This window comes from Marinobacter sp. MBR-99, assembly GCF_040547575.1.
In the GTDB taxonomy this organism is placed as follows: Bacteria; Pseudomonadota; Gammaproteobacteria; order Pseudomonadales; family Oleiphilaceae; genus Marinobacter.
This window is the reverse complement of the sequence record NZ_JBEPPY010000013.1, coordinates 78,990-105,363: the sequence shown is the minus strand read 5'-3', so window position 1 is coordinate 105,363 and position 26,374 is coordinate 78,990. Positions and strand designations below refer to the sequence as shown.

At 57.8% G+C, this 26,374-nt stretch carries 27 protein-coding genes; 16 read left to right on the top strand and 11 right to left on the bottom strand.

Annotation, left to right across the window (positions count from 1 at the left end; genetic code table 11):
• Nucleotides 1–3: 3 nt before the first annotated feature.
• Complete coding sequence (locus tag ABIE59_RS12795; protein ID WP_022987607.1) at nt 4–1,245, bottom strand: tyrosine-type recombinase/integrase; 1,242 nt, start codon at nt 1,243–1,245, stop codon at nt 4–6.
• 185 nt (nt 1,246–1,430) lie between these two features.
• Nucleotides 1,431–2,300: a YicC/YloC family endoribonuclease gene (locus ABIE59_RS12790; RefSeq protein WP_354447435.1), complete on the bottom strand. Its 870-nt coding sequence runs from the start codon at nt 2,298–2,300 to the stop codon at nt 1,431–1,433.
• Between the two features lie 183 nt (nt 2,301–2,483).
• On the opposite strand from ABIE59_RS12790, the gene rph reads away from it, so the two are divergent.
• The gene (gene rph, locus ABIE59_RS12785) at nt 2,484–3,206 is read left to right on the top strand and encodes a ribonuclease PH (RefSeq protein WP_058091996.1); all 723 of its coding nucleotides are present in this window, start codon (nt 2,484–2,486) and stop codon (nt 3,204–3,206) included.
• A gap of 151 nt (nt 3,207–3,357) precedes the next feature.
• Here rph and ABIE59_RS12780 read toward each other — a convergent pair whose 3' ends face one another.
• Nucleotides 3,358–4,164 carry an exodeoxyribonuclease III gene (locus ABIE59_RS12780; RefSeq protein WP_061332567.1) on the bottom strand — a complete coding sequence of 269 codons (807 nt, stop codon included), beginning with the start codon at nt 4,162–4,164 and terminating at the stop codon, nt 3,358–3,360.
• A gap of 81 nt (nt 4,165–4,245) precedes the next feature.
• On the opposite strand from ABIE59_RS12780, the gene pyrE reads away from it, so the two are divergent.
• Complete coding sequence (pyrE, locus tag ABIE59_RS12775) at nt 4,246–4,884, top strand: orotate phosphoribosyltransferase (protein ID WP_354447432.1); 639 nt, start codon at nt 4,246–4,248, stop codon at nt 4,882–4,884.
• A gap of 2 nt (nt 4,885–4,886) precedes the next feature.
• The gene (locus tag ABIE59_RS12770; protein ID WP_354447430.1) at nt 4,887–5,528 is read left to right on the top strand and encodes a DUF4124 domain-containing protein; all 642 of its coding nucleotides are present in this window, start codon (nt 4,887–4,889) and stop codon (nt 5,526–5,528) included.
• A gap of 72 nt (nt 5,529–5,600) precedes the next feature.
• Here the strand turns inward: ABIE59_RS12770 and ABIE59_RS12765 are convergent, their stop codons facing one another.
• Nucleotides 5,601–6,017, bottom strand: coding sequence for a hypothetical protein (locus ABIE59_RS12765; protein ID WP_061332564.1), 417 nt, complete (start codon nt 6,015–6,017; stop codon nt 5,601–5,603).
• A 271-nt stretch (nt 6,018–6,288) separates the two neighbouring features.
• Here ABIE59_RS12765 and ABIE59_RS12760 point away from each other — a divergent pair, with 271 nt between their 5' ends.
• Entirely contained in the window at nt 6,289–6,786 is a 498-nt protein-coding gene (locus ABIE59_RS12760; RefSeq protein ID WP_354447428.1) for a fibronectin type III domain-containing protein, read from the top strand.
• Between the two features lie 22 nt (nt 6,787–6,808).
• Here the strand turns inward: ABIE59_RS12760 and ABIE59_RS12755 are convergent, their stop codons facing one another.
• A complete protein-coding gene (locus ABIE59_RS12755; protein ID WP_354447426.1) occupies nt 6,809–7,144 on the bottom strand; it encodes a DUF2782 domain-containing protein in 336 nt (111 codons plus the stop codon).
• An 85-nt stretch (nt 7,145–7,229) separates the two neighbouring features.
• Between ABIE59_RS12755 and polA the strand changes: the two genes are divergently transcribed.
• Together polA and ABIE59_RS12745 are read left to right on the top strand one after the other, a co-directional pair.
• Nucleotides 7,230–9,959 (top strand): DNA polymerase I, encoded by a 2,730-nt coding sequence (polA, locus tag ABIE59_RS12750; RefSeq protein ID WP_354447424.1) that lies wholly within the window; start codon nt 7,230–7,232, stop codon nt 9,957–9,959.
• 197 nt (nt 9,960–10,156) lie between these two features.
• Complete coding sequence (locus tag ABIE59_RS12745) at nt 10,157–10,522, top strand: hypothetical protein (protein ID WP_354447422.1); 366 nt, start codon at nt 10,157–10,159, stop codon at nt 10,520–10,522.
• 39 nt (nt 10,523–10,561) lie between these two features.
• Here the strand turns inward: ABIE59_RS12745 and ABIE59_RS12740 are convergent, their stop codons facing one another.
• The 3 genes from ABIE59_RS12740 to ABIE59_RS12730 form a co-directional block, all read right to left on the bottom strand.
• A complete protein-coding gene (locus tag ABIE59_RS12740; RefSeq protein WP_354447420.1) occupies nt 10,562–11,935 on the bottom strand; it encodes an OmpP1/FadL family transporter in 1,374 nt (457 codons plus the stop codon).
• Between the two features lie 158 nt (nt 11,936–12,093).
• Nucleotides 12,094–13,215, bottom strand: a complete 1,122-nt coding sequence (locus tag ABIE59_RS12735) for a PilT/PilU family type 4a pilus ATPase (protein WP_354447418.1) — start codon at nt 13,213–13,215, stop codon at nt 12,094–12,096.
• A gap of 216 nt (nt 13,216–13,431) precedes the next feature.
• Entirely contained in the window at nt 13,432–14,466 is a 1,035-nt protein-coding gene (locus ABIE59_RS12730; protein ID WP_354447416.1) for a type IV pilus twitching motility protein PilT, read from the bottom strand.
• 52 nt (nt 14,467–14,518) lie between these two features.
• On the opposite strand from ABIE59_RS12730, the gene ABIE59_RS12725 reads away from it, so the two are divergent.
• The 10 genes from ABIE59_RS12725 to ABIE59_RS12680 all read left to right on the top strand — a co-directional run bounded on the left by ABIE59_RS12725 (nt 14,519) and on the right by ABIE59_RS12680 (nt 23,577).
• Nucleotides 14,519–15,232 (top strand): YggS family pyridoxal phosphate-dependent enzyme, encoded by a 714-nt coding sequence (locus ABIE59_RS12725; protein ID WP_354447414.1) that lies wholly within the window; start codon nt 14,519–14,521, stop codon nt 15,230–15,232.
• A 63-nt stretch (nt 15,233–15,295) separates the two neighbouring features.
• Nucleotides 15,296–16,129, top strand: coding sequence for a pyrroline-5-carboxylate reductase (gene proC, locus ABIE59_RS12720; protein ID WP_354447412.1), 834 nt, complete (start codon nt 15,296–15,298; stop codon nt 16,127–16,129).
• A gap of 22 nt (nt 16,130–16,151) precedes the next feature.
• Nucleotides 16,152–16,736, top strand: coding sequence for a YggT family protein (locus ABIE59_RS12715; protein ID WP_354447410.1), 585 nt, complete (start codon nt 16,152–16,154; stop codon nt 16,734–16,736).
• A gap of 206 nt (nt 16,737–16,942) precedes the next feature.
• Nucleotides 16,943–18,907 carry a dynamin family protein gene (locus ABIE59_RS12710; protein WP_354447408.1) on the top strand — a complete coding sequence of 655 codons (1,965 nt, stop codon included), beginning with the start codon at nt 16,943–16,945 and terminating at the stop codon, nt 18,905–18,907.
• A gap of 171 nt (nt 18,908–19,078) precedes the next feature.
• Nucleotides 19,079–20,227: a homoserine O-succinyltransferase MetX gene (gene metX / locus ABIE59_RS12705; RefSeq protein ID WP_354447406.1), complete on the top strand. Its 1,149-nt coding sequence runs from the start codon at nt 19,079–19,081 to the stop codon at nt 20,225–20,227.
• Entirely contained in the window at nt 20,224–20,826 is a 603-nt protein-coding gene (gene metW, locus ABIE59_RS12700) for a methionine biosynthesis protein MetW (protein ID WP_061332555.1), read from the top strand. Before metX ends, metW begins: the two co-directional genes overlap by 4 nt.
• Entirely contained in the window at nt 20,823–21,272 is a 450-nt protein-coding gene (locus ABIE59_RS12695) for a DUF4426 domain-containing protein (protein WP_502915361.1), read from the top strand. The genes metW and ABIE59_RS12695 overlap by 4 nt, the downstream gene beginning before the upstream one ends.
• Before the next feature lie 4 nt (nt 21,273–21,276).
• Nucleotides 21,277–21,876, top strand: a complete 600-nt coding sequence (gene rdgB, locus ABIE59_RS12690; protein ID WP_354447403.1) for an RdgB/HAM1 family non-canonical purine NTP pyrophosphatase — start codon at nt 21,277–21,279, stop codon at nt 21,874–21,876.
• Between the two features lie 4 nt (nt 21,877–21,880).
• A complete protein-coding gene (gene hemW / locus ABIE59_RS12685) occupies nt 21,881–23,026 on the top strand; it encodes a radical SAM family heme chaperone HemW (protein WP_354447401.1) in 1,146 nt (381 codons plus the stop codon).
• Nucleotides 23,026–23,577 (top strand): hypothetical protein, encoded by a 552-nt coding sequence (locus ABIE59_RS12680; protein ID WP_502915360.1) that lies wholly within the window; start codon nt 23,026–23,028, stop codon nt 23,575–23,577. Before hemW ends, ABIE59_RS12680 begins: the two co-directional genes overlap by 1 nt.
• Before the next feature lie 19 nt (nt 23,578–23,596).
• Here the strand turns inward: ABIE59_RS12680 and trmB are convergent, their stop codons facing one another.
• From trmB to ABIE59_RS12665, 3 genes are all read right to left on the bottom strand, one after another.
• Entirely contained in the window at nt 23,597–24,322 is a 726-nt protein-coding gene (trmB, locus tag ABIE59_RS12675; RefSeq protein ID WP_354447397.1) for a tRNA (guanosine(46)-N7)-methyltransferase TrmB, read from the bottom strand.
• A 72-nt stretch (nt 24,323–24,394) separates the two neighbouring features.
• On the bottom strand, nt 24,395–25,921 hold the full coding sequence (locus ABIE59_RS12670; protein WP_354447395.1) for a YifB family Mg chelatase-like AAA ATPase: 1,527 nt from the start codon (nt 25,919–25,921) through the stop codon (nt 24,395–24,397).
• A 72-nt stretch (nt 25,922–25,993) separates the two neighbouring features.
• Entirely contained in the window at nt 25,994–26,245 is a 252-nt protein-coding gene (locus tag ABIE59_RS12665) for an accessory factor UbiK family protein (RefSeq protein ID WP_354447393.1), read from the bottom strand.
• Between the last annotated feature and the right edge of the window lie 129 nt (nt 26,246–26,374).

Genomic DNA, 26,374 nt, shown 5'->3' with positions numbered 1-26,374 from the left:
CCTTTACCCTCCAGAGCTGACTTCACCTCTCACGATGGGCGCCAGCCACTCGCAGAGCGCCTCGTGAGCCGCTCTTCGCTCTTCAAAGTACGCATGCTTGTTATAAACCCGGTCCGTCCGGTTGCCGGGCAGTTGATTCAGGCAGCGCTGAGCCAGATTGTCATCAAAACCAAGCTTGCCCAGCTTCGTCCTGGCCGTGCCACGCAGATCGTGGACGCGGCGCTTGTCGAACGAAAAGAACTTTTTCTCAAAGAGTTTCTTGAGCGCATGGTTCAGCGTGTTTTCACACACAAACGGCGTCCGTGCTTTTTTACTGATCCTGCGAGCTGGAAATACCCACTCACTACCGCAGGAACGTACCTTCAGCTCATTCAGCCATTCCACGGCGGGCTCCGCCAACGGGATATCGATGGCCCTTCTCTTTTTGGTCCTTTCCTCGGGCAGGTACCAGATACGGTTCTCCAGATCGAATTCCGACCAAGGCGCTGCCAGCAGCTCCATTTTTCTCGTACAGGTCGCAATCAACAAAGCACAGGCCAGGTAGTTTTCACGGCTGAACTGCGCCGGAATCACCCGGAGTTTGGTGAAGAACTCGGTGACTTCGTCTTCATTCATTGGGTAGTTGGCGGCCTTCTCCTCCCCGCCGGCGTCCCTGGGACGGAATGGCGAGGCTGGATTGAACCTGGTGACGTCCAGTTTGATGCCATGATCAAACAGGTTCCTCAGCAGGCGCATCAAATCATTTGATAGGGTTGGGCGGGGCTTATTGTCGTCATAGCCAGTGGCCACGTCCCGCAGGATTTCACTGATATCCACTGGTCGGATCTTTTCAAGTTCCACCTTTCCGATGCGCCAGGCGACCTCACGCTCGTACAGGCTCTTCTCTTTATGGTGGGACGCGATTTCTCGTTTGCGAAGCTCGTAGTAGTCCGCGTACAGGTCATTGAGCGTTTTGAAGGGGTTTTGGTTGACCTTCTGCCGCTCCTGAACCGGGTCAGCACCCTCACGCTTGATCGCCAACCTCAGCTTCGCCGCCTCATCACGGGCGTCGGCCAATGACCAGTCGTCCACCTTGCCGATGGTGTATTCGCGCCGGAGCTTGGTAGCTGGGGTGGTATAGCGCAGCATCCAGTAGGCATCGCCGCGCTTCGGGGTCATGAGGTAGAGACCATTGCCATCGGCATGCCGCACGGATGGCTTCTCTTTGATCAGTTTCTTGACGGTCTTGTCGTGTAGCTTGCCCACTTTCCTGCCTTAAAAAAATTGGGGAGTACAATCTCGCCGATACAATATAGCGAGAAAATACTCCCCAATCTACTACCCATCACTACCCAAACTTGGCAGAACTTACACGAACATTATGAGCGTCAAAATTACATAACTATTTGATTTATAATGCCATCAAGAACAACGTCGAACCCCCAAGAACATCACTCAATATTCTGCACCTGCTCACGCATTTGCTCGATGAGCACTTTCAGGTCCACCGCCGCGCGGGTAACAGCGGCATCAATGCTCTTGCTGCTAAGGGTATTGGCTTCCCGGTTCAGCTCCTGCATAAGGAAATCCAGGCGCCGGCCGATGGCGTCATCGTTTTGCAGGGTGTCGGTCACTTCACTGATATGGGCCTCCAGCCGGTCCAGTTCCTCGGCCACATCACTCTTTTGCGCCAACATCACCATTTCCTGTGACACCCGCTCCGGGTCCAGCTCGACTTTGGCTTTTTCGAAGCGATCCCGAAGGCTCTGCTCCTGGGCGGCCAGTAACTGTGGCATTTTCTCCCGCACCTCCGCCACCAACCGGCCCATGGTGGCCAGTCGATCCTCAAACAACGGCCGCAGGCGCTCACCTTCCCGCTCGCGAACCGTCATCAGCTCTTTCACAGTATCTTTGAAAAGGCCGGCAGCCGCTTCTTTCGCCGCGCTGTAGTCTTTTTCCGGCAAAGACATCACGCCCGGCCAGCGCAGAATATCCAATGCATTGATATGGGCCGGGTTATCCAGGATGCGGTTGATGTGGTTGGCCGCCTCGTTCACCGCCCTGGCCATTTCATCGCTGATTTCGAAGCTCTGCACCTCGTTCTCGGTCGACTGCAGGCGCATGGAGATATCGACCTTGCCTCGCTTTAACCCCTGATTGCGCAGCTCCTCCCGAAACCGGTTCTCCAGCTCCCGAAACGCCTCCGGCAGGCGGAAAGACGGCTCCAGATAGCGGTGGTTTACGGTACGGATCTCACAAGTGAGCGTACCCCAGTCACCCTGGGTATCCTTGCGGGCAAAAGCAGTCATGCTGCGGATCATATTGGCTCCATAACCGATGAACAGATGCGTCGAGTTTAACAGGGTATCTGCCCGGGCGGCGAACCCGACCAAAGATCACCCTGCAGGCCACCGCCCGGGGCTTGCTACGTGTTATACTCGCCGACCTTTCAAAGATTCCGACCGGCACCGCCCGGACATGCATTTTCACAAACAGGACACACTATGCGACCAAGTGGCAGAACGCCCGAGCAACCCAGAGACGTCCGCATCACCCGCAACTACACCCGCCATGCCGAAGGCTCGGTTCTGGTAGAGTTTGGTGATACAAAAGTCATCTGTACCGCCTCTGTTGAGAACAAGGTACCGCCGTTCCTGCGCGGCGAAGGCAAGGGCTGGATCACCGCCGAGTACGGCATGCTACCCCGTTCCACCGGCAGCCGCATGGGCCGCGAAGCCGCACGTGGCAAACAGGGTGGCCGCACCGTGGAAATCCAGCGCCTGATTGGCCGCAGCCTGCGCGCCGCGGTAGACCTGGAAGCCCTGGGCGAGCACACCATCACCATCGACTGCGACGTTATCCAGGCCGACGGCGGCACCCGCACAGCGGCCATCACCGGTGGTTGCGTGGCCCTCGTTGACGCCCTGAACCACTTGGTCGCCACCAAACGCCTGAAAAAATCTCCCCTTGTTCAAATGGTGGCAGCGGTCTCCGTTGGCGTTTACAAAGGTACGCCGGTAGCGGACCTGGACTATCCGGAGGATTCCGAAGCAGAAACTGATATGAACGTGATCATGACGGATAAGGGTGGCTTCATCGAAATTCAGGGAACGGCGGAAGGCGCTCCGTTCGAGCAGGCCGAGCTGGACTCCATGCTCGCGCTGGCCAGGACAGCGATTAACCAGTTGTTTGAAATCCAGAAAGAAGCTCTCGGCGCGCAAGCCTGACGGCCTACTGAGATCTAGCGGGTTCGGAGGGGGAAGCCTTTCCGGGACCCTCTCCGGCCAGGGATGGCCGGAGCGGAGCGCACAGGGATGTGCTCGTAGCGTGTCCCGGAAAGGCTTCCCCCTCCGGACACGCGGTCGACTATCTCAACGCTTAAAAGCCGATTTCAATATCATAATCCATGATCACCGGGGCGTGATCAGAGAAACGGGTGTCTTCATCAATCCAGCCATCACGGATGGTCTTGCGAATACCCGGCGTCAACAACTGGTAATCCACCCGAATACCCGCCTTCTTGCGGGAACCCTCGGTTTGCTCCGGCCACCAGGTGAACTGATTGCTCTGTTTGTTGATTTCCCGGAAACCATCAATGCAGCCCATCTCATCAAACAGGCGATCAAGCCATGCACGCTCATGGGGCAGGAAACCGGAGAAATCCGTCTTGTGATACAGCGGGCTGGCGTCCGTCACATGGTGGGCGGTTTGCAGGTTGGCACAGAAAATAAACTGGCGGCGCTTACGCAGGGTTTTCTGCATATGCAGGCCGAAGGCTTCCATGAACTCGTCTTTGTGGTCGAGCACAGTGAGGTCGTCTTCGCCAATCAGCTCATCCTCCCGGCCAAGGGCGCAGGGCGCCAGCACACAGGCCACGGAGACCTTGTCGAAATCCGCCTGAATAAAACGGCCTTCGCGGTCGGCCTGTTCATTGGCAAACCCGTACATGATGGCTTTCGGAAAGTGGCGGGTGTAGATACCCACACCACCGTGCTCGTTGAGCTCACCATCAATAAAGTAGGCCTCATAGCCTTCCGGAATCAGGTTTTTATCTTCCACTTCATAGGCACGCATGCGGTGGTCCTGCACACAGACGACATCAGCGTCCTGCTCGGCAAGCCAGTCAAAAAAACCCTTCTCAACGGCCTGTTCAAGACCATTGACGCTGATTGTAACTACCCGCATACATGTTCCCTGATTCGGTTTGTGTGTATGATACCGGTTTTACGCTTTAATTAAAGATCAAACCCCGCCAGAAGCCTTGCCATGCACGACTATCAGCAAAATTTTATCGAGTTTGCCATTGAGCGGAATGTTCTGCGCTTTGGAGAGTTCACGCTCAAATCCGGCCGAACCAGCCCCTACTTTTTCAATGCCGGGCTGTTCAATACCGGTAACGACCTGTTGCAACTAAGCAAAGCTTATGCCGCAGCCATCGAACGCAGCGGCCTGAATTATGACATTATTTTCGGGCCCGCCTATAAGGGCATTCCGTTGGCCACGGTGACCGCCATGGCCCTTGCAACAGACGGTAACAGCAAACCGTTTGCCTTCAATCGCAAAGAAAAGAAAGATCATGGTGAGGGTGGCAATATTGTTGGTGCACCACTAGAAGGTAAGGTACTGATTGTGGATGACGTGATCACTGCCGGCACCGCCATTCGGGAATCCATCGACATCATTCGCGCCGCTGGCGCGGAGCCCGCCGGTGTGCTGATAGCGTTGGACCGGCAGGAAAAAGGCAACGGCGAGTTGTCCGCCATCCAGGAAGTGGAACAGGAATTCGGAATTCCCGTTGTCAGCATCATTCGTCTTGAGCAGGTATTGGACTACCTGAAGTCCAATCCGGAGTTTGCCGGCCATGCGGAAAATGTGGCCAGCTACCGGGACCGTTACGGAGTCTGACCATGCAACACCGTGTGTCCAAATCGACGGTTATTGCCAGCCTGGCGGCGGCAGGGCTGCTGTTCTCTGCCAGTGTGCAGGCCAATATGTATCGTTACACGGATGACAACGGTCAACTGGTGATCAGCAGCACCATCCCGCAGGAAGCCACCAAACGCGGCTACGACATCCTCAGCACCAATGGCCGGGTGATTGAAACAATCCCGCCCGCGCCTACGGCCGAGGAAATCGCGGCCCGGGAAGCGGAAAAAGAACGCCAACGTCAGGCAGAGATCCAGCAGCAACAGGATCGCCAACTGTTGAAACGGTTCAGCCACCCGGACCAGGCTGTGCGCGCCATGCATCGGAAGATTCGCGAACTGGAAGGGATCATCCAACTGAAACGGGGCAACATTTCCGTCATTTCCAGCCAGCTTGACAGCGAACAAAGCCGGGCAGCCGACATGGAGCGGGCTGGCAGGGAGATCCCGGAAGCCACTCTGGAAAGGATTCGGCGGCTGGAATCACAGATCCGCGACGTGGAACGGGAAATTGCGGCGCAACAGCAGGATATCAGCTCGATGAAGAAAGAATTTGAGGCGGATATCAAGCGACTGGAAGTTGTTACTGGCCAGGAGCGGACTCTTCCTCTGGAGCCGGAATAAATTTTTGCGATTACGAAAAAGACAAAGGGCGCTCACCAGAGCGCCCTTTTTGGTTACAGCTTTGCGTCCTGATCAGGCGGAAGCTGTTTCTTTCTTGGCTGCCGTCTTGCGAGCCGCAGGCTTACGAGCGGCCGGCTTCTTGGCAGTGACCGACTTTTTGGCATCCTGAGCGGCTTCTGCTACGTCTTCTGCAGCGCCGGAAACAGCGTCAGCACCTTCAGCGGCTTCCTTCTCAAGCTTGGCAACCAGTTCGGCGGCGAAGTTACCGAAGCGGCTGTTCAGACTACGCAGCTGCTCGAACAGGTTCTCGGAGTAGCCGGTGTAGCGCTTGCGCAGGGTCTTTACGCTGTATTCGCGGGCTTCTGCTTCCAGCTTCTCTGCATAATCAAACGGCTTGGAAGCCAGCTTCTTCTGCTGCTCTTCAGCAGCGTTGATGCCCTTCTCAACGATGTCCTGCAGTTGTTCCTGGTAAGATTTCAGTTTACCCATGGTATAGCTCCTTGATGTTAGGATCGTTTCGGCACCACAAGCCCTTGCTTCTGAATGCCTTTGGTAACTTTCACTTACCAAGGTACGGCTAAAAATTAGAATGTTCATACTAAAACCCGCATTTGCGGTTTTTACGGATAGTTCACTTGATCGAAAGGCAATGGCTGGCATAATCGCACCTAGTTTGAGGTAGCCCGTCTCCCTGCTTTATTCAGGCTCCATACGACCAGAAAACCAGAGAGCCAACTACGGCTCCGTATGCGAGTTGACCATGAAGACTGTACTGCCACTTTTGCCCGGCCGGGCCTTGCTTTGTCTGTCGATTATTGCCATTACCATCCTGATGACTGGCTGCCAGGAAGACACTCGCGCCAGCAAACTCGACTCACAGCGCGCCTCGGAAGTCTCGGATGCCAGGCTGAAACAGGCGCAATCCAACCTTCTGGCCACACTGGGACAGTCGCCCACGGCACAGGAGAGCCAGTATTCTGCGGATAGCGCCGACAGCCCCCGCACTCTGGCATGGAACCCACCGATGACCCGCGAAGATGGGTCGTCTCTGGCACCCGGCCAGATCTCCGGGTATCGCATCTATTACCGGATGAAGCACAAGAACGATTTCAATATCATTCCGTTAAACGATGCCAGCACAACCCGGTACCGCCTTGAAGGCATGCCACCCGGAGCTTACGAGTTCTCGATTACGACCGTTGACGTGGATGGGCTTGAAAGCCGACGCTCAGATCCGGTGGAGGTTAACCTGATCTGAGCGCTAAAAAGGGGCAGTAGGGTTACCAGCGGAAGATGACCCAGCTGGGAATCAACAGGTCAGACTCAGTGTCCTGAATCCAGCCACCACCGGACGGCACCAGGTAGTACTCGGGCCCTACTTCGGGCACCACCTTGATTTCCATCAACTGGCCGTTCACCCGGTATTCGTAAAAGACTTCATTCTCCCCCGGCCTGATCACAATTTCCGGCCCACCCTCCGGGGGCTGGTAATCGGAAATAATCACGGGCTCCTGGGGCGTAACCACCGGGACAGCATCCAGTGAGCCTTCTTGCTGCGCCATCACCGGCAAAGAGACAAGCCCAGCCAACATGGCGGAACAGGCGATTCGTTTCATTTTCGTGGTACCCTTTCGTTCATCTTTCTGGCTAGAGTTGCACAAGCCAACCCACGCTTCAATCAGATTCCGGACCGGCTTTGACATGACTGAGAAAAAGACCCCACCTGTGGTCCTTGTGGACGGATCGTCCTACCTGTTTCGTGCTTACCACGCGCTGCCACCACTGACCACCAGCAAAAACCATCCGACCGGCGCCATCAAAGGTGTTATCAGCATGTTGCGGCGCCTTGAGCAGGATTTTCCCGGCTCCAAGGTGGTGGTGGTGTTTGACGCCAAAGGTAAAACCTTCCGCCATGAAATGTTTGATGAATACAAGGCCAACCGACCGCCAATGCCGGAGGATCTGGCCGTTCAGATTGAACCAATCCATGAAATCGTGCGCGCCATGGGGTTGCCGCTGCTGATTGTGCCGGGGGTGGAAGCCGATGACGTGATTGGCACCCTGGCCCACGAAGCCACCAGCAAGGGTATCGATGTGGTGGTGTCCACCGGCGACAAAGACATGGCCCAACTGGTGAGTGACCATGTCACCCTGATCAACACCATGACGGAAACCGCCATGGATCGGGAGGGCGTGGTCGAGAAGTTCGGCGTGACACCGGAACAGATCATCGACTACCTGGCCCTGGTCGGTGACAAGGTGGATAACATCCCGGGCGTGAACAAGTGTGGCCCGAAAACCGCTGTAAAATGGCTGCAGACTTACAACGATCTCGACAACCTGATCGAACACGCGGACGAGATTAAAGGCAAGATCGGCGAATACCTGCGGGAGGCCACAGGCACCCTGCCCCTGAGCCGGGAACTGGCCACCATCCGACTGGATGTGGATCTGGACTTCGGCCTGGAAGATCTGCAAGAGCGGGAACAGGATGACCATTCCCTGCTGGAGCTGTTCAAGGAATATGAATTCCGTAGCTGGATTGCCGAGCTTGAGAACGCCGATTCCGCCAATGCCCGGAGCGAGCCCTCCGCCGAGCAGGAATCCGCAAAACCGGTAGAGAAACAGTATTCCGTGGTTACCGAGCAGGGAGAGCTCGACACCTGGCTGCAACGGCTGAATGCCGCTGACCAATTCGCTTTTGACACCGAAACCACCAGCCTGCGTTACATGGACGCCGAAATTGTTGGTGTGTCCTTTGCCGTCGAGCCCGGTGAAGCGGCCTACGTGCCCTTGGGCCACGACTACATGGGCGCACCGGACCAACTTGACCGCGATGACGTGCTGAATCAGCTCAAACCGTTGCTGGAAAACCCGGACGCGAAAAAGATCGGCCAGAACCTGAAATACGACAAAAACGTACTGGCCAACCACGGCATCCATCTGGAGGGCATCAGCGACGACACCATGGTGGAGTCCTATGTGCTCAATTCCGTGGCCACCCGCCACGACATGGACAGCCTGGCCCGGGAATACCTCGGTGAACAAACCATCACCTACGAATCCATCGCCGGCAAGGGTGCCAAGCAGCTTACTTTCAACCAGATTGACCTGGAAAAAGCCGGGCCTTACGCCGCCGAAGACGCTGACATTACCCTTCGCCTGCACCAGGCCCTGAGCCCGAAACTGAAAGAGACCGGCAAGCTGGAATCGGTGTACCGGGATATCGACCTGCCACTGGTGCCAGTGCTGTCGCGCATGGAACAAAGGGGCACACTAATCAGCGCCAGCACCTTGCGCCAGCACAGCCAGGAGCTGGCGGAACGTATGGCAGAGCTGGAGAAAGAAGCCCATGACGTAGCCGGCGAATCCTTCAATCTCGGCTCCACCAAGCAACTGCAGGCCATTCTGTATGACAAATTCGGCCTGCGCGTGATCAAGAAGACCCCGAAGGGTGCGCCATCCACCGCCGAGCCGGTGCTGCAGGAACTGGCCCACGAACACGAACTGCCCCGGCTGATTGTGGAACACCGCAGCCTGAGCAAGCTCAAGTCCACCTACACCGACACCCTGCCGGAGCTGATCCATCACCGCACCGGCCGGGTACACACCTCTTACCACCAGGCGGTCACTGCCACCGGGCGACTGTCGTCCTCAGAGCCAAATCTGCAGAACATCCCTATCCGTACCCCGGAGGGCCGCCGCATACGCCAGGCATTCATCGCCCCGGAAGGTTACAAATTGCTGGCAGCGGACTATTCCCAGATCGAACTGCGCATCATGGCGCATCTGTCCGGCGACAAGGGCCTGCTGAGGGCCTTCGAACATGGCGAAGACATTCATAAAGCCACCGCCGCCGAGGTGTTCGGCGTGAGCCTGATCGAGGTCAGCTCCGACCAACGCCGAAGCGCCAAGGCCATCAACTTCGGCCTGATCTACGGCATGTCTGCCTTCGGCCTGGCCCGGCAACTGGAGGTGGACCGCAAGACCGCTCAGGAATACATTGATCGCTACTTCGAGCGCTACCCCGGCGTGCTCAAGTACATGGACAACATCCGCAAACAGGCCCACGACGACGGTTACGTGGAAACCCTGTTCGGCCGCCGCCTGTACCTGCCGGAGATCAATGCCCGCAACAAACAGCTGCAACAGGCTGCCGAGCGCACCGCCATCAACGCACCCATGCAGGGAACCGCTGCCGACATCATCAAGCGGGCGATGATTGATGTGGACCAGTGGCTGCGCTCAGAGCATACCGACGCTGCCTGCATGACCATGCAGGTGCACGATGAACTGATCATCGAAGTTCGGGAAGAAGCCCTGGAGACCGTGCGTAAGGGTCTGATTCAGCGGATGCAGGCAGCCGCCAAGCTGGACGTTCCGTTACTGGTCGAAGCCGGCACCGGAGACAACTGGGACCAGGCCCACTAAGGCCTCAACCCTCCCTGATAACGCCCTGTTTTTGTCCATTTTCACCGGAAAAGCACAATAACAGGGCGCCTTTTTCCCATCTTTCCGCCTTCCGGCTCCGTTTAAGCGCCTCCCGATAACGGCACGAAATCTGCAAAGTTCAAACCGTCTGGGCTCTCTGATGCCCTATGCCGTGACAGCAATGCGAGGCCTATTCCATGAATTCCGCAGCGAGTGAACGCAACTGGTTATTCGACCCAGCCCACCTGAAACTGGTGCAGCAGTGCCGGCGGCTGATTCAGTCTGAATTCGGGGTAAAGCTTCACCTCAACGAAGACCACCTGGCGGAGCACCTGGCCGAATACGCAGGTAAAACCCGCTCGCAGCACCTGGTGCACACCTGGGAAGCCCTGAAACAGAGGGTGCCAGAACTCAGCCAAGTGGAATACGAAAGCACAGAGACAAAGACTTATCGTGGCCAGCCCATTGCAGGCAGTGCATCAAGTGATAGACAACACGAAGGTGGGGAAGAAGCCCGACCACGGAAGAAACAGGTTATCTACCGTGGCCAGGTAGTGGGCTGACCCGGGCGCGCCGGGCCAGTCACTCAGGAGGTCAGCCGGTTAGAAGGCCTTGCTGAACTCGACGGCGGCGCTCCAGGCGCTGAGGTCGTATTCCGCCTGATAGTTGGATGCACCGAAGCTTGGATCTTGCTGAGTCGGATTCTCGTGCTGGTAGAACACTTCATCGACTTTAGCGTTGCCGTCGAAGATCAGGGTTCCGACTGCTGCATCAACCGTCCAGCCACTATTGACGTCTTTCCACTGAGTTCCCAGTGTCAGCCAGTGACGGTCCGTTGATGGAATACGGGCGGTAACGTACTCACCAACTGGTGATTCGTCATAGGCATAGCCTGCCTTGAAAGCCCAGGCCGGGGTAGCTTGCCATATCCCACCAACATTGAATTGCCAGGTATTACCCCATTTCTCCGTAGTGTGACTAATCACCGCACCCGGAACGCCCGCGATCTCTCCATCAGGGTCACGGCTGATGATGTCGAGCTCCTCGAAGCGACTCCAGCGAGAGTATGTTGCACCCGCCAACAGGGTTACATCATCTGTCAGTTTATGGCGCGCCCCCACAGTAATGCTCTCGGGAATCGCCAGGGGCACCTCAACCTTTTCGTTCAGGGCTGTTGTTACTCCAGGCATACCCGGGACGGGAACACCCGTCACCTCCATATCACCCTTTAGGTTGAGTTCTGTGCCGGTTTGCGCCGTCATGCCAAACTGGGTTTTGTCAGACAGTTCGTACAAGAAACCTACGCGAAAGGTCACACCAACATCATCACCGTCAATGTCAGCGTAGGGCTCTGCGCCGACCGGTAGCGGCTCCGCACTCGGCCCAAGATCCTGATTCCTGGTAAGCCGGCCCTCAGCATAAATGATATTCAGCCCGACACCCATGGACAGGCCCTGACCGTTATTAACGGCGATCGATGGTGTAAACGCAATCGCGGTTAACTCGGTTTTGTCCGCAAAAAACCGCCCCACAAAATCATCCTCGTAGTCACCGGCCAGCCCGTAGGGAGCATGAATACCAAAACCGACGTCTACTGAATCACTCACCTCATGGGCCAAGTAGAAATTGGGCAGCCACGCACCATCGGCTATATCCCCGCCCCGGCCAGCCGGGGTTACAGGATTACCGGATATCCGAGTGGCAGACGCCCCGTCCTTTGCCTCTGCATCAATGTCGAGGTAGGCCGCACCAAACGAAATATTGGTCCCAGACAACTGACTCATGCCGGCCGGGTTAAAGAATACGGTCGTGGCATTCTCGGGGTTAGCCGCCGCACCGGCATTGGCGGTACCCATGGCACTGGCGCTCTGTTCATTCAGGGCAAAGCCGCCAGCCATAACAGTGGCCGGAGCAGCAACGGCTGCCAGGGTGACGAGGCGGATGGCCTTTACGAGTGCATTGGCATTCTTGTGCATGGTGTCTCCTTTGTTAGTCGCGCGCGGAGTATACGCAGGGCACCATAATGGCCTCAAATGCCAAAACTACTGGTTGCAGGCACTAACAAAGTACGACTTTGGTATTAAGGCGACCCTGAACCGGGCCGCCTGGGGGGAGGGACTGCCTGTTGCTCCGATCAATCGTCTTGAATGGTGAGCTTGTCGACTGACGAGGACAGCTTGTCGGCGCCCTGGGCATCGGCACCGAGCTTGATCATCAGACGCAGATCGTTCGCGGAATCCGCGTGGGCCAAGGCGTCTTCGTAGGTGATGGAGCCTTCGGCGTACAGCCGGTACAACGCCTGGTCAAACGTCTGCATACCGGATTCGTTGGACTTGGCCATCAACTCTTTGAGTTTGTGCACTTCGGCTTTACGAATCAGGTCCGCCACCAGCGGCGTATTGATCAATACTTCGATTACGGCCTTGCGGCCTTTGCCATCCGGCGTCGGTACCAACTGCTGAGCCACTATGGCGCGAAGGTTCAGGGAGAGGTCCATCCAGATCTGGTTGTGCTGTTCCGGCGGGAAAAACTGGATAATCCGGTCGAGGGCCTGGTTGGCGTTGTTGGCGTGCAGGGTGGCCAGACACAGGTGGCCGGTTTCCGCAAACTGTACCGAATACTCCATGGTCTGGCGGGTACGCACCTCACCAATGAGGATAACGTCCGGCGCCTGGCGAAGGGTGTTCTTGAGGGCCACTTCAAAGCTTTCGGTATCGATGCCTACTTCCCGCTGGGTGACGATGCACCCCTGATGCTGGTGCACGAATTCGATCGGGTCTTCGATGGAGATGATGTGGCCGCGGCTGTTACGGTTGCGATGGCCGAGCATGGCAGCCAGGGAGGTGGACTTACCGGTACCGGTGGCGCCCACAAACATGATCAGGCCACGCTTGGTCATGGCGAGGTCCTTGATGATCTCGGGCAGCGCGAGGTCGTCAATCTGGGGGATTTTCACCTCAATCCGCCGCAATACCATGCCGCAGAGGTTGCGCTGGAAGAATGCAGAAACCCGGAAACGGCCGATACCACGGGCACTGATGGCGAAGTTACATTCGTGGGTTTCTTCGAATTCGGCGCGCTGCTTGTCGTTCATGGCGCCGTAGACAAATTCCCTCGTCTGCTCCGGCGTCAGGGCATTCTTGGTGACCGGCAGTACTTTCCCGTTCACCTTCATGCTGGGTGGTACACCTGCCGTAATAAACAGGTCCGAACCGCCCTTTTCTACCATTAGCCGCAATAGTTTTTCGAATTCCATCTTTCTGTCCAGTCTTCAACGTTTGGAGCCCGGGCGAGGCGGGTACAGCTTCCCGGGACACGCTGTGAATACGTCCCTGTACGCTTGACTGCAGCATCCATGCTGCAGACAGTCCCGGGAAGCTGTACCCGCCTCGCCCTTCAGACATTATTCGGGGAGTCCTTCAGGACCACCCGCCCCACTCCCTGCTCCAAACTCAATGCAGGGAGCCCCAAATTAAAAGTTATCAGGCATCTTGGCCTTGGCCCGCGCCGCTTCGCGGGAAATCAGCCCCTTCTGCAGCAATCGTTCCAGACACTGGTCAAGCGTCTGCATACCAATGGAACCACCGGTCTGAATCGACGAGTACATCTGGGCGATCTTGTCTTCACGAATCAGGTTACGGATCGCCGAGGTACCAATCATGATTTCGTGAGCCGCAATCCGGCCGCCGCCCATTTTCTTCATCAGGGTCTGGGAGATAACCGCCTGCAGGGATTCCGACAACATGGACCGCACCATGGACTTTTCCTCGGCGGGGAATACGTCAACCACCCGGTCAATGGTCTTGGCGGCAGAGGTGGTGTGCAGGGTGCCGAACACCAGGTGGCCGGTTTCTGCGGCGGTCAAGGCCAGGCGGATGGTTTCCAGGTCCCGAAGCTCACCTACCAGGATGATGTCCGGGTCTTCCCGCAGGGCAGAACGCAGGGCTTCGTTAAAGCCCAGGGTGTCCCGGTGAACTTCCCGCTGGTTGACCAGGCATTTTTTCGAGTCGTGCACAAATTCGATCGGGTCTTCGATGGTCAGGATGTGCTCATAGCGGGTGTCGTTGATGTAGTCCATCATCGCCGCCAGGGTGGTGGACTTACCGGAGCCGGTGGGCCCGGTGACCAGGACCAGGCCACGGGGTACGGACGAAATATCCTTGAACACCTGGCCCATGCCCAGATCTTCCATGGTCAGAACCTTCGAGGGGATGGTCCGGAATACAGCGCCGGCGCCACGGTTCTGGTTGAAGGCGTTTACCCGGAAACGGGCCACACCCGGCACCTCGAACGAGAAGTCGGTTTCCAGGAACTCTTCGTAATCCTTACGCTGCTTGTCGTTCATGATGTCGTAGATCAACCCGTGCACTTCTTTGTGCTCCATCGGGGGCAGGTTGATGCGGCGCACGTCGCCGTCGACACGGATCATGGGGGGCAGACCGGCAGACAGGTGCAAATCCGATGCGCCCTGTTTCGCCGAAAAGGCAAGCAGTTCAGTAATATCCATAGGATTCCTCGGAGGGCTTTTTCTTTTAGTCCAGAAGCGGCAAACTCACACTATGAGCAGCATAGCAGACAACATCGGGAGCGTAACCCGACGCATACAAAAAGCAACATTGAAGGCAGGCCGGGACCCCGGCAGTGTGCGCCTGTTGGCAGTCAGCAAGACACGCCAGCCAGACGAACTCAGGGTCGCTGCCAGTGCCGGCCAGGTTGCCTTTGGTGAAAACTACCTTCAGGAGGCGATGGACAAGATTGACGCCCTGAAGGATCTTGATCAGGTTGAGTGGCACTTCATCGGCCCCATCCAGTCCAACAAAACCCGGCAAATTGCTGAGACGTTTGCCTGGGTGCACAGCGTTGACCGGTTGAAAATCGCCCGCCGGCTAAGTGAACAACGGCCGGCCGGTTTACCGCCGCTAAATCTGTGTCTGCAGGTCAACATCAATAATGAGGACAGCAAATCCGGCTGCACGCTGTCCGAACTGCCCGAACTGGTGGATGAGATCGGCGATTTGCCTAATGTGAAACTGCGAGGGCTAATGGCGATTCCCGATCCAGACCAGTCCGAGGCAGATCTGAGGATGAGTTTTCGCAAGCTGGCCAATACCCTGCGGGAACTCAAACAGGCGTTTCCAGAGGCCGGCCCGATGGACACCCTTTCCATGGGCATGTCGGATGATCTCGAAATCGCCATTGCAGAAGGCGCAACCTGGGTTCGGGTGGGCACGGCGCTGTTTGGTGCGCGGCCACCCAAACACAGCCAGAGCTGAAACCCGCGGTTCCTGCTATCATCGCATTCAACGAATTAACTGACCAAAGCCCTGGAGCAAACCTTGAGCAAATCACCCACGATTTCTTTTATAGGTGCCGGCAACATGGCCAGTGCCATTATTGGCGGCATGCTGGAGAACGGCTACGAGGCCGGCAATATCTGGGTAAGCGCCCCGGATGATGGCCACCTGCAATCCATCCGGAAGCGTTTTGGCGTCAGTGTGACCACTGACAACCGATACTGCGCCCAGCAAGCTGACATTGTGGTGCTGGCCGTCAAACCCCAGGTAATGGCGGATGTCTGCCACGACATCGCCCCGGTGGTGCAGAATACCCGCCCGCTGATGGTTTCCATCGCCGCTGGCTTGACCGCCGAGACTCTGGACAACTGGCTTGGTGGCGGAATGCCGCTGGTCCGCGTGATGCCCAACACACCCTCGCTGGTCGGAAAGGGTGCCGCCGGACTGTTTGCCAACGCACAGGTCAAAGACGCACAGAAGACATCGGTGCAATCGATGTTCGAAAGTATCGGCTCAGCGCTGTGGGTGAACAACGAAGACCAGTTGCACAGCGTTACCGCGCTATCCGGCAGCGGCCCGGCGTATTTCTTCTTGATGCTTGAAGCTCTGGAAGGCGCCGCCACCGAAGCGGGCATTGCACCTGAAACCGCGCGGGCACTCGCTATTCAGACCATGGCGGGCGCGGCGGAAATGGCTGCCCGAAGCGACGATGACCCGGCGCAGCTCAAACGCAATGTCATGTCCCCTGGCGGCACCACCGAGCGCGCGGTTAATACCTTTGAGGACGGAGGCCTGCGTCAGCTTGTGAAAAAGGCCTATGGTGCGGCGTTTGATCGCTCCCGGGAAATGTCCAAAGAACTGGCAGACAAACAGTAACCGTTAACGGAGACACAGCTACATGCTGGCAGATATTGTGATTACGATCCTGCTGATCGCGTCCACCTTCTACATGACCATTGTACTGCTGCGCTTCCTGCTACAGCTGGCCCGGGCCGACTTCTACAACCCGATTTCCCAGTTTGTAGTGAAGGCCACCAATCCGCCACTGCGCCCGTTGCGCCGTTTTATTCCAGGCTGGGGCGGCATTGATGGGGCAGCGCTGGTACTTGCTGTAATCATCCAGGCCCTTACCTTCTTCCTGATCCTGGTAGCACTGAACGGAGGAATTCCCGGGATCAACCCGATCACTCTGCTGGTATGGGCAGTTCTGAACGTACTCAGTCTGATTGTAAAAATTTACTTCTGGTCCGTGATTGCCGTGGTGGTGGTCAGCTGGATTGCCCCACAAAGCGGCCACCCGGCCATCCAGCTGGTTGCCCAGATTACAGAGCCGGTGATGCGCCCGGTGCGCAGTGTGATGCCCTCCATGGGTGGGCTGGATCTGTCGCCGATCATTGTGTTCCTGATTCTGAACGTCATCTCCGTGGTGATTGACCATATGAAGATCGCCGCGGGCCTCGGCTCTATCGGCCTTGGAATGTAACCTGCCTCACAGATATACATTCAGTTACAGTTTTCTCTATTTGGAAACACCCAAGGCTTCAGCGTCAACAGTTTGATTCTGAAGCCTTTTTTGAGCCATGGCTCGACGCTCCGCAAAAAATGCCGACTGGCGCACCACATCCAACCGACTAAAACGGCTACTATTAACGTCATTTAATCTCGGAAGTCGCGCAGAAGGATTATCCAATGAATCAGCAGGGAACTCTGTCGCAGCAGGTTGAGGCTTACCACAACTGGAAGAAAGAACTGATACGGCAGATTGGCCGGTACCGGCTCTGGCTGCAAGATAACAATCTTTTCTCGGAAGACGTCAGTACCCGAATTCGCCACGGCCTTGAACTGCTCATTGAAGATGAGCTGACCATTGCCTTTGTCGGCGAGTATTCCCGCGGCAAGACCGAGCTGATCAACGCCCTGTTTTTCTCGGAGTATGGCCAGCGCATGCTGCCGTCTCAGGCGGGCCGTACCACCATGTGCCCCACGGAGCTGTTCTTTGATCGCAGCGCCAACCAGAATTACCTGCTGCTCCTGCCCATAGAGACCCGGACCGGCGAACTTTCCCTGCAGCAACTGCGCAAGCAACCAGAGCGTTGGGTGAAACACGATCTGGACGAGCGCAACCCGGAAGTCATGCGCGAAGTGCTGGCGGAAGTTGCCCGAGTTAAAAGCGTGCCCCCGGAAGAGGCACGCCAGCTCGGCTTCGATGAAGCCATGCTGGAACAGGATCGCAACAACCCTGGCAATGTGCTGGTGCCGGCCTGGCGCAACGCCCAGATCAGCATTCGCCATCCGCTGTTCGAGCGGGGCCTGCGCATTTTGGACACACCGGGGCTGAACGCACTGGGCTCCGAGCCGGAGCTGACCATCAGCATGCTGCCCCGGGCCCACGCGGTCATTTTTGTGTTAAGTGCGGACACCGGCGTCACCGCCAGCGATATGACGATCTGGAAAGACCATATTGATACCGAGCACGCGGATCACCGGGCCGGCCGGTTCGCGGTTCTGAACAAGATTGATGTGCTGTGGGACGACCTGCAGGGCGAGCAGCACACCGCTGATGCCATCGAGCGGATACGGACCTATACCGCCGAACACCTGAGCATCCGCCAGCAAGACGTCATCCCGCTGTCCGCAAAACAGGGGCTGTTGGCCCGAGTGCGTAAAGACAACGAGCTGTTTGGGCGCTCCAACATCGGCCAGTTGGAACAACTGATCATTCAGCGCATCCTGGTGCACAAAGAGCAGTTGATCACCCAGAACCTGATTAACGATCTTCTGGGCATGCTGCAAAACAGTCAGGCGGCCATGCAGTACCGGCTGGAATCACTGGAAGAAGAGCGCCAGGCCTGTGCCGGCGCTACCATGGACAAGGCTGCCCTCGGTCGTCTGGCAGAGCGCGCCCAGAACGATTACGACTTTTACTACAAGAAACTGATCACCCTGCGCTCATCACGACGGCTCATGGATTCCCAGGGGGAAATGCTGAAGAAACTGGTGGCCGAAGATCGTTTCGAGAATCATGCAGCCAAGGTCCGCCACATGATGTCCAAAAGCTGGACGACGGCCGGCATGAACCGGGCCATGGACCATTTCTTTGAACTGCTGGAAAGCGACCTGACCAACCTGCTGGCCGAAGGCAGGCTGGCGGAGAAAATGGTCGGAGCTATTTACCGCCGTTATAACGAAGACACCCGGGCCAGGCACCTGGAGCCCATCCCTCTGCGGGCGGGCCGCCATGTCATCGCCATTCGGGAACTGCGCAAGAAAGCCAAGCGTTTCCGCATCAGCCCGAAAAACCTGCTGACCGAACAATCCCTGCTGGTGCGCCGCTTCTTCAATGTCATGGTGGGTGAAGCCCGCACCCTCCACGGCCGGGTGCGCAAGGATGTCGAACGCTGGCCCCAGGAAGCGCTGCTGCCGATCATGCAGTACTCCATGGAGCAGAAACAGCTGCTGGAGCACCAGATTCGCCGCCTGCGGGACATGGTCCGCAGCGACCGGGACAGCCGTGCCGAACGCCAGAGGCTGGATAATGCCATCGTTGACCTTCGCAAACAGCTGGAACTGGCCGATGCCATGATGCGGCAAATCCGCAAACCGGCCCCCACGATGATTCAGCAGAAAGTGGTCAACATTTCTGGCGCCGTCTGAATAGCCGGGGCCCGCGTGAGCAACGCGCGGGCCCTGAAACCAGCGCCGCGGCCACGCGGCGGTTGCAGCAACCCCCACCCGCCTTTAAACTGCAGTGCTGTCGCGTTTTTCTGAACACTCCAAGGCCAATGGCCAGACACTTGTGGACCGTACCAGGAACTCATCACCGCCATGCCTGATTCCCTGCCCTCGGATTCCGTGGGCCTCGTAAGCCCTCAAACCATTCATTTTGATACGCCTATCGAATTGGCCTGCGGCCAGGCTCTGGAAAGCTATGATCTGGTGGTGGAAACCTACGGCACCCTGAACCCTGAAGCCAGCAACGCAGTGCTGATTTGCCATGCCCTCAGCGGCCACCACCACGCCGCGGGCTATCACAGCATGGAAGACAAAAAGCCCGGCTGGTGGGACAGTTGCATCGGCCCCGGCAAGCCCATCGACACCAACCGTTTTTTTGTGGTCAGTCTGAACAACCTTGGTGGTTGCCACGGCAGCACCGGCCCCAACTCCACCAACCCCGCCACTGGCAAACCCTATGGGCCGGATTTTCCGGTGATTACGGTTGCCGACTGGGTAAAAAGCCAGGCCTGCCTGGCTGACCACCTGGGCATTGACCAGTGGGCCGCAGTGGTTGGTGGCTCGCTGGGTGGCATGCAGGCATTGCAGTGGAGCCTGGATTACCCGGAGCGGTTGCGGCACTCGGTGGTGATTGCCTCCACGCCCCGGCTGAGCGCGCAGAATATCGCCTTTAACGAAGTGGCACGCCAGGCCATCACCTCTGATCGGGAATTTCATGACGGCCGGTACTACGATTTTGGCGCAGTGCCCCGCCGCGGCTTGATGCTGGCAAGAATGGTCGGCCACATCACCTACTTGTCCGACGCCTCCATGGGTGAGAAATTCGGCCGGGAGCTGCGGGAAGAAGCGTACAAATTCGGATTCGATGCCGAATTCCAGGTGGAGAGTTATCTGCGGTACCAGGGCGAGCGTTTCTCCGAAAGCTTTGATGCCAACACTTACCTGCTGATGACCCGAGCCCTGGACTACTTCGACCCGGCCTACGCTGCTGGCGGGGATCTGGCCAAGGCCCTGGCACCTGCGAGCTGCGAGTACCTGGTACTGTCGTTCAGTACCGACTGGCGCTTTTCGCCGGAACGTTCCGAAGAAATGGTGAACGCCATGATTTCTGCCCGCAAAAAGGTCAGCTACGCTGAAATCGATGCCCCCTGGGGCCACGACGCGTTCCTGATCCCAACCCCCCGGTACACCGACATTTTTACCGCGTATATGGACCGGGTAGCACGGGAGGTGGGCGCATGAGGCCGGATCTTGAAATTATCCAGCAATGGGTTCAGCCGGGCCACCATGTACTGGACCTTGGTTGCGGCAACGGTACCCTGCTTGACTTCCTTCAGCGGGAACGGGGCGCTACGGGTTTTGGCCTGGAGATCAACCCGGACCACATCACCACCTGTATGGCGAAAGGGGTGAGCGTGATCGAACAGAACCTCGACACCCAGGGCCTCGACAATTTTGACGACGGTATGTTCGATGTGGTTCTGATGACTCAGGCCCTGCAAGCCGTGCGGCGTCCTGACAAAGTCATCGAAGAAATGCTCCGGGTCGGCCGAGAGGGCATCGTCACCTTCCCCAACTTTGCCCATTGGCGCCTGCGCTGGGGACTGGCTCTGAGTGGCCGTATGCCCGAATCCGACGCACTACCGTATAAATGGTATAACACCCCCAACATACGGCTATGCACCTTCAAGGATTTTGAGGCCCTGTGCCGCCAGAAAGGCATTCGCATCAAGAGCCGGAGGGTGGTTGACGGCCAGCACCAGAACAGCTGGCTGGCGAGACTCTGGCCGAATTTGTTGGGGGAAATTGCCATCTATCGAATCACGCGGGAGAACCCATGATGATGAATCGTTCCGTAACTCGCCTGTTAACCCTGACCCTGGGCCTGCTGCTGTTTGCGCAAGTTCAAGCAGGCCAGGAAGACTTCGGTGACTATCAGGTGCACTGGAGCGTTTTCCCCAGCACCTTCCTTGACCCCGAAGTTGCCCGGGCAAACAACCTGCAACGCAGCCGGGGCATTGGCATCATCAACATTGCCATCATGACCGAAGGCGAACATGGCCAGATCCGCCCGTTTGGCGGGCAGGTACAGGGCCAGGTGACCAATGACATCCAGCAGGTGAGCTTTCTGGCCTTCCGTCGCATTCAGGAGGGAGACGCCGTTTATTTTATCGCCCAATACCAGCACCGCCCTGGCGACCTGATGACCTTTAATATCACAGTAAGACCCACCGGCCACGACAGGGACCTGCCGGTCAGGTTCTCTCACACCCTGTTCAGCGACTGACATCATGAGCCAGAAATTCGTCATTGCCAGCAATAACAAGGGCAAGATCGCCGAACTGACAGAGCTGCTCAGCCCCCTGGGGTTGCAGCCGATTGCCCAGGGCGAACTGGGCGTGAGCGAAGCCGAAGAACCGGCCGTCACCTTTGTCGAGAATGCCATTCTAAAAGCCCGGCATGCCGCAAGGGAAACCGGCCTGCCCGCGCTGGCAGACGACAGCGGGCTGGCCGTGGATGCCCTGAACGGCCAGCCCGGCGTGCGCTCGGCCCGGTATGCCGGCGACTCAGCCTCGGACGCTGACAATGTCGCCGCTCTGTTGGACGCGCTGCAGGATGTTCCGGAAGCACATCGCAGCGCCCAGTTCCATTGCGTCCTGGTGTACCTGCGCCATGCAGACGACCCTACGCCCATCATTTGCCATGGCCGCTGGCCGGGGCAGATCCTGACCGCCCCCCAGGGTGATGGCGGCTTCGGTTATGACCCCGTGTTCCTGGCGCCAGAGTTCAACTGCAGCGCCGCCGAACTGACCCGGGATCAGAAAGGCAAGATCAGCCATCGAGGCCGGGCACTGACCAGCCTTCTGGAACAGCTACAGGCGGAGCAGTGAACCCATGACCGCCACCCCGGTTGCGGTCTGCCCGCCCCTGAGCCTCTATATCCATGTACCCTGGTGCGTGCGCAAGTGCCCCTACTGTGATTTCAATTCTCATGCAATCAAAGGGGAAATTCCGGAAACGGCGTATCTGAACGCCATTCTGGAGGATCTGGATCAGGACCTGCCCTTTATCCGAGGTCGCCCTATCGAAACCGTCTTTATCGGCGGTGGAACCCCCTCCCTGATGAGCGGGGCCTTCTATCAACAACTGTTTGATGGGCTCAGGCAACGCCTGACTTTTTCGAGCGATGCAGAAATCACCCTGGAAGCCAACCCCGGCACGCTGGAGGCAGGTCGCTTCGAGAGTTTCCGCGAGGCCGGCGTCAACCGGCTGTCCATCGGGGTTCAGAGTTTTCACCCGGAGCACCTGAAATCTCTCGGCCGCATCCACGATCAGGCCATGGCCCACCAGGCCATCAACGCTGCCCGTGCTGCCGGATTCGACAATTTCAACATTGACCTGATGCACGGCCTGCCGGGGCAAACACCCGAACAGGCAGTCAGCGACCTTCAGGCTGCCCTGGCCCACCGGCCAAGCCACTTGTCCTGGTACCAGCTCACCATTGAACCAAACACCGAATTCTTCTCTCGGCCACCCGCCCTGCCAGACGATGACCGACTCTGGGAGATTTATCGGCAAGGGGCCGCGCATCTTCGGTCAGCGGGCTTCGAGGATTATGAGATCTCGGCCTGGAGCTTGGCTGACCGGGAAAGCAGGCATAACCTGAATTACTGGAGGTTTGGCGATTATCTGGCGCTGGGCGCGGGCGGGCATGGCAAAGTCAGCCTGGCTGACGGCAGAATTCTACGATACCGGAAAACCCGGCAACCGGACGCCTACCTTCAAAGGATCGGCTCTCGCACCTCCGGCAGCGAAGAGCTGGCACCGGAGGATCGACCGCTGGAATTCATGATGAACGCGTTACGCCTGAAACAGGGCACACCCGAACAACTGTATCCTGAACGCACGGGTTTACCCTTGTCGTCAGTTGCGGTACAACTTAAACAATTACGCAAACAACATCTGCTGACCCCTGATCGCCTGCAGGCGACCGAGCAAGGACAGCGTTACCTGAATAGCCTGCTGGAGCATTTCCTCTGATGAATTCCGCTCAGCACTCTGTGCCATCCGGGCCTCGCCCGATGAAACCACCCATGAAGGTATCCATCGTGGTGGCGGTGGCACTGTTTCTGGTTTTGATGGCCATCAACCAACCGCTGAAGACCGGTTCCGCCCCCCAAGGCATTGTCAGTTTCCAACTGGCGGGTACCGCGGACCAGGCCTACGCCATCATTCGCAGCTGGCGCGAGAACGGGTTGGTCTGGGCACACCTGTCATTGTGGGTAGACTTTCTGTTTATCGTGGCCTATCTCTCCGCGCTGCTGCAACTGACCCGCCACTTCACGCGGGACCGGCCCGGCATCCGGGAGCGTAAGGTCGCACGCTGGGTGCGGGCGCTTTTCGTCACAGCGGGCATGAGTGACGTAGCAGAGAATATCGTGCTGCTGAACAACCTGAGCCCGCCCACAGACTCCATGAGCATGACCGCCACTATTCTGGCTTTGATCAAGTTCACCGGGCTGCTACTGGGCGTGGCAGGTTTGGTGATCATCAGGGCGGCCAGGCGGCACCCACTCAGTCATTCCTCGTGAGTGGGGTGCGGCCTCAGGCTCAGTTGGTGCGATAGAACAACAAATCCCAGACCCCATGGCCGAGATTCTCACCACGCTTTTCGAATTTGGTGATAGGGCGATCATCCGGACGCGGTGAGTAGCCGCCCTGCTCCTGAGTATTGGCGAACCCCTCCGAATCATTCATCACTTCCAGCATGTGTTCGGCGTAATTTTCCCAGTCCGTGGCCAGATGCAGGATGCCTCCCACACGCAACTTGTGGCGAATTCGCTGAATAAAGTCGTGCTGGATCAGGCGGCGTTTGTGGTGCTTTTTCTTGTGCCACGGATCCGGAAAGAACACCATCACACGGTCCAGGCTGGCATCGGGCAGGCACAGGTCAATTACGTCATTGGCGTCAATATTGTATACCCGCACGTTCTCAAGCCCGCGATCCTCCACCTCCTTGAGCAAGGCTCCAACGCCGGGCAAATGTACTTCCACACCGATAAAGTCCTGCTCGGGCGCCGCTTCGGCCATATCGGCCAGGGATTTCCCCATGCCAAACCCGATTTCCAGATTCAGCATATTATCCCGACCAAACACTTCCCGCGGGTCGATCATGCCGTTGTCACGAGTCAGGCCAAACTTTGGCCAGCTGCGTTCGTAAGCCTTTTTCTGACCCTCGGTCATCCGGCCCTGGCGCAGAACAAAACTGCGGACACCACGGCGGGTGGTGATCGGGTTGTCGCCGGAAGCATCGTGAGTCTCATGCTGGTCAGTCATCTGTGGTCCTCAACCGTCAATGCGGATCTGATTTACGTATGGATACCCGCCAGTTTACCAGAGACCGCCAGCTCAGGCGGAGACAACTGAGCTTTGCCCCTGCTGACGGTCCAGCTGCCGGTAGCCAAGTGCCTCCATCAGATAGTTCCGGGTTACCAAGGCCTGCTCATCCAGATCGGCCAGGGTGCGGGCCACCCGCAGAATCCGGTGCAGCGCCCGGGCCGACAGCCCCAGCTTTTCCATGGCCCCGGCCAGCAGTTTCTCGCCCTCCGCATCCAGGTGACAGGCGTCATGTAGCGCCTTGCCGGCGAGGGCCGCATTCAGAGCGCCCCGTTCTGACTGCCTGGACCGGGCCCGCATCACCCGCTCCCGGACGCTGGCACTGGGCTCCCCTGTTTCACCGGTCCCCAGCAACACCCCTCCCGCCTGAACCGGCACTTCAACGTGCAGATCAAATCGGTCCAGCAGCGGCCCTGAGATGCGTGAGCGATAGCGCATGACCTGCTGCGGCGTGCACTGACACTCCATGGTCGGATGGCCACTGTATCCGCACGGGCAGGGGTTCATCGCGGCAACCACCTGAAACCGGGCAGGAAAGGTTACCTGCCGGGCGGCCCGGCTGATAGAAATTTCCCCGGTTTCCATCGGTTCCCGCAACACCTCCAACACCCGGCGCTGGAACTCTGGCAACTCGTCAAGAAACAGTACGCCCCTATGGGCCAGGGAGATTTCTCCGGGCCTGGGGCTGCTACCGCCACCCACCAGCGCTACCGCTGAAGCGGTATGGTGCGGGGCCCGGAATGGAGCCTGCCGCCAACCACCGGGTTTGAGGGGAAGGCCGGCGACAGAATGCACGCTGGCCACCTCCATGGCAGCAACGTCGTCCAGGCCCGGTAAAATGCCGGGCAGTCGGCTGGCCAGCATACTCTTACCCGTGCCCGGCGGGCCAAACAGTATAAGATTGTGCCCGCCGGCGGCCGCCACTTCCAGGGCCCGTCGGGGAACCTGCTGACCACGAACGTCTGCCAGGTCCGGTCCTTCGTCTCTGGGCCCGGCTTCTGGCTGGGCTCGGGCCACCGGGGAGATACGGGCGCGGCCAGACAAGTGCTCGCACACAGTCAGGAGATGGCTGGCGGCAAACACGTCATCATTACTGGCCAATGCTGCCTCTTCGGCATTGTCCTGCGGTAGCAGTAGCGCGCGGCCGGCATCTCGTGCCGCCAGTACCGCCGGCAATATACCTTTCAACGGGCGCAATGCACCATCCAGGGACAATTCACCAACGAATTCGAGGTCTTTGAGACTCTCGGCAGGAAACTGCCCGGAAGCGGCAAGGATGCCAAGGGCGATGGGCAAATCGAAGCGACCACCCTCTTTGGGCAGGTCTGCAGGGGCCAGGTTAATGGTGATTCGACGGGCGGGGAATTCGAATCCGGCGTTGATCAGGGCACTGCGAACCCGGTCTTTGCTCTCACGCACACCGGTTTCCGGCAAACCAACAATCGACAGGGCCGGCAACCCACCAGACAGATGCACCTCAACAGCCACTGCGGGTGCAGACACACCAATACTGGCACGGGAATGGACAACAGCAAGCATGACAACCTTCCTTGGCAAGTGATTCTTACAATACCCGGCCACTGCGTCCTGCAGGCCGGGCCCGACTCGTAATTACGACGACAGTTTCTGCTCGAGCTCGGCGACCCGCTTTTCCAGCGCTTCCACTTTTTCGCGAGTTTTCATCAGCACCGCCTGCTGGGCATCAAATTCTTCACGGGTGACCAGCTCCAGTTTGGACATCACAGTCATCACGGTTGCCCTGGCCTGGGCCTCAAAATCGTCTTTCGCAGCCCGAGCCATATCCGGAACGAACTGGCCGAACTGGCCCTGCAACTGAGCAAAAAAGTCCTGTGGACCTTTCATAAAACACCTCTGAGAGTTTCTGTTTCCCGACACGGTCAAACCAGTGGCTGCGTCGCTATCCACCTTCAGAGGAGTGTATCACACCGCCGCCCCTGCCATACTGTACCCGGTCCGCATTATAATGGTGGT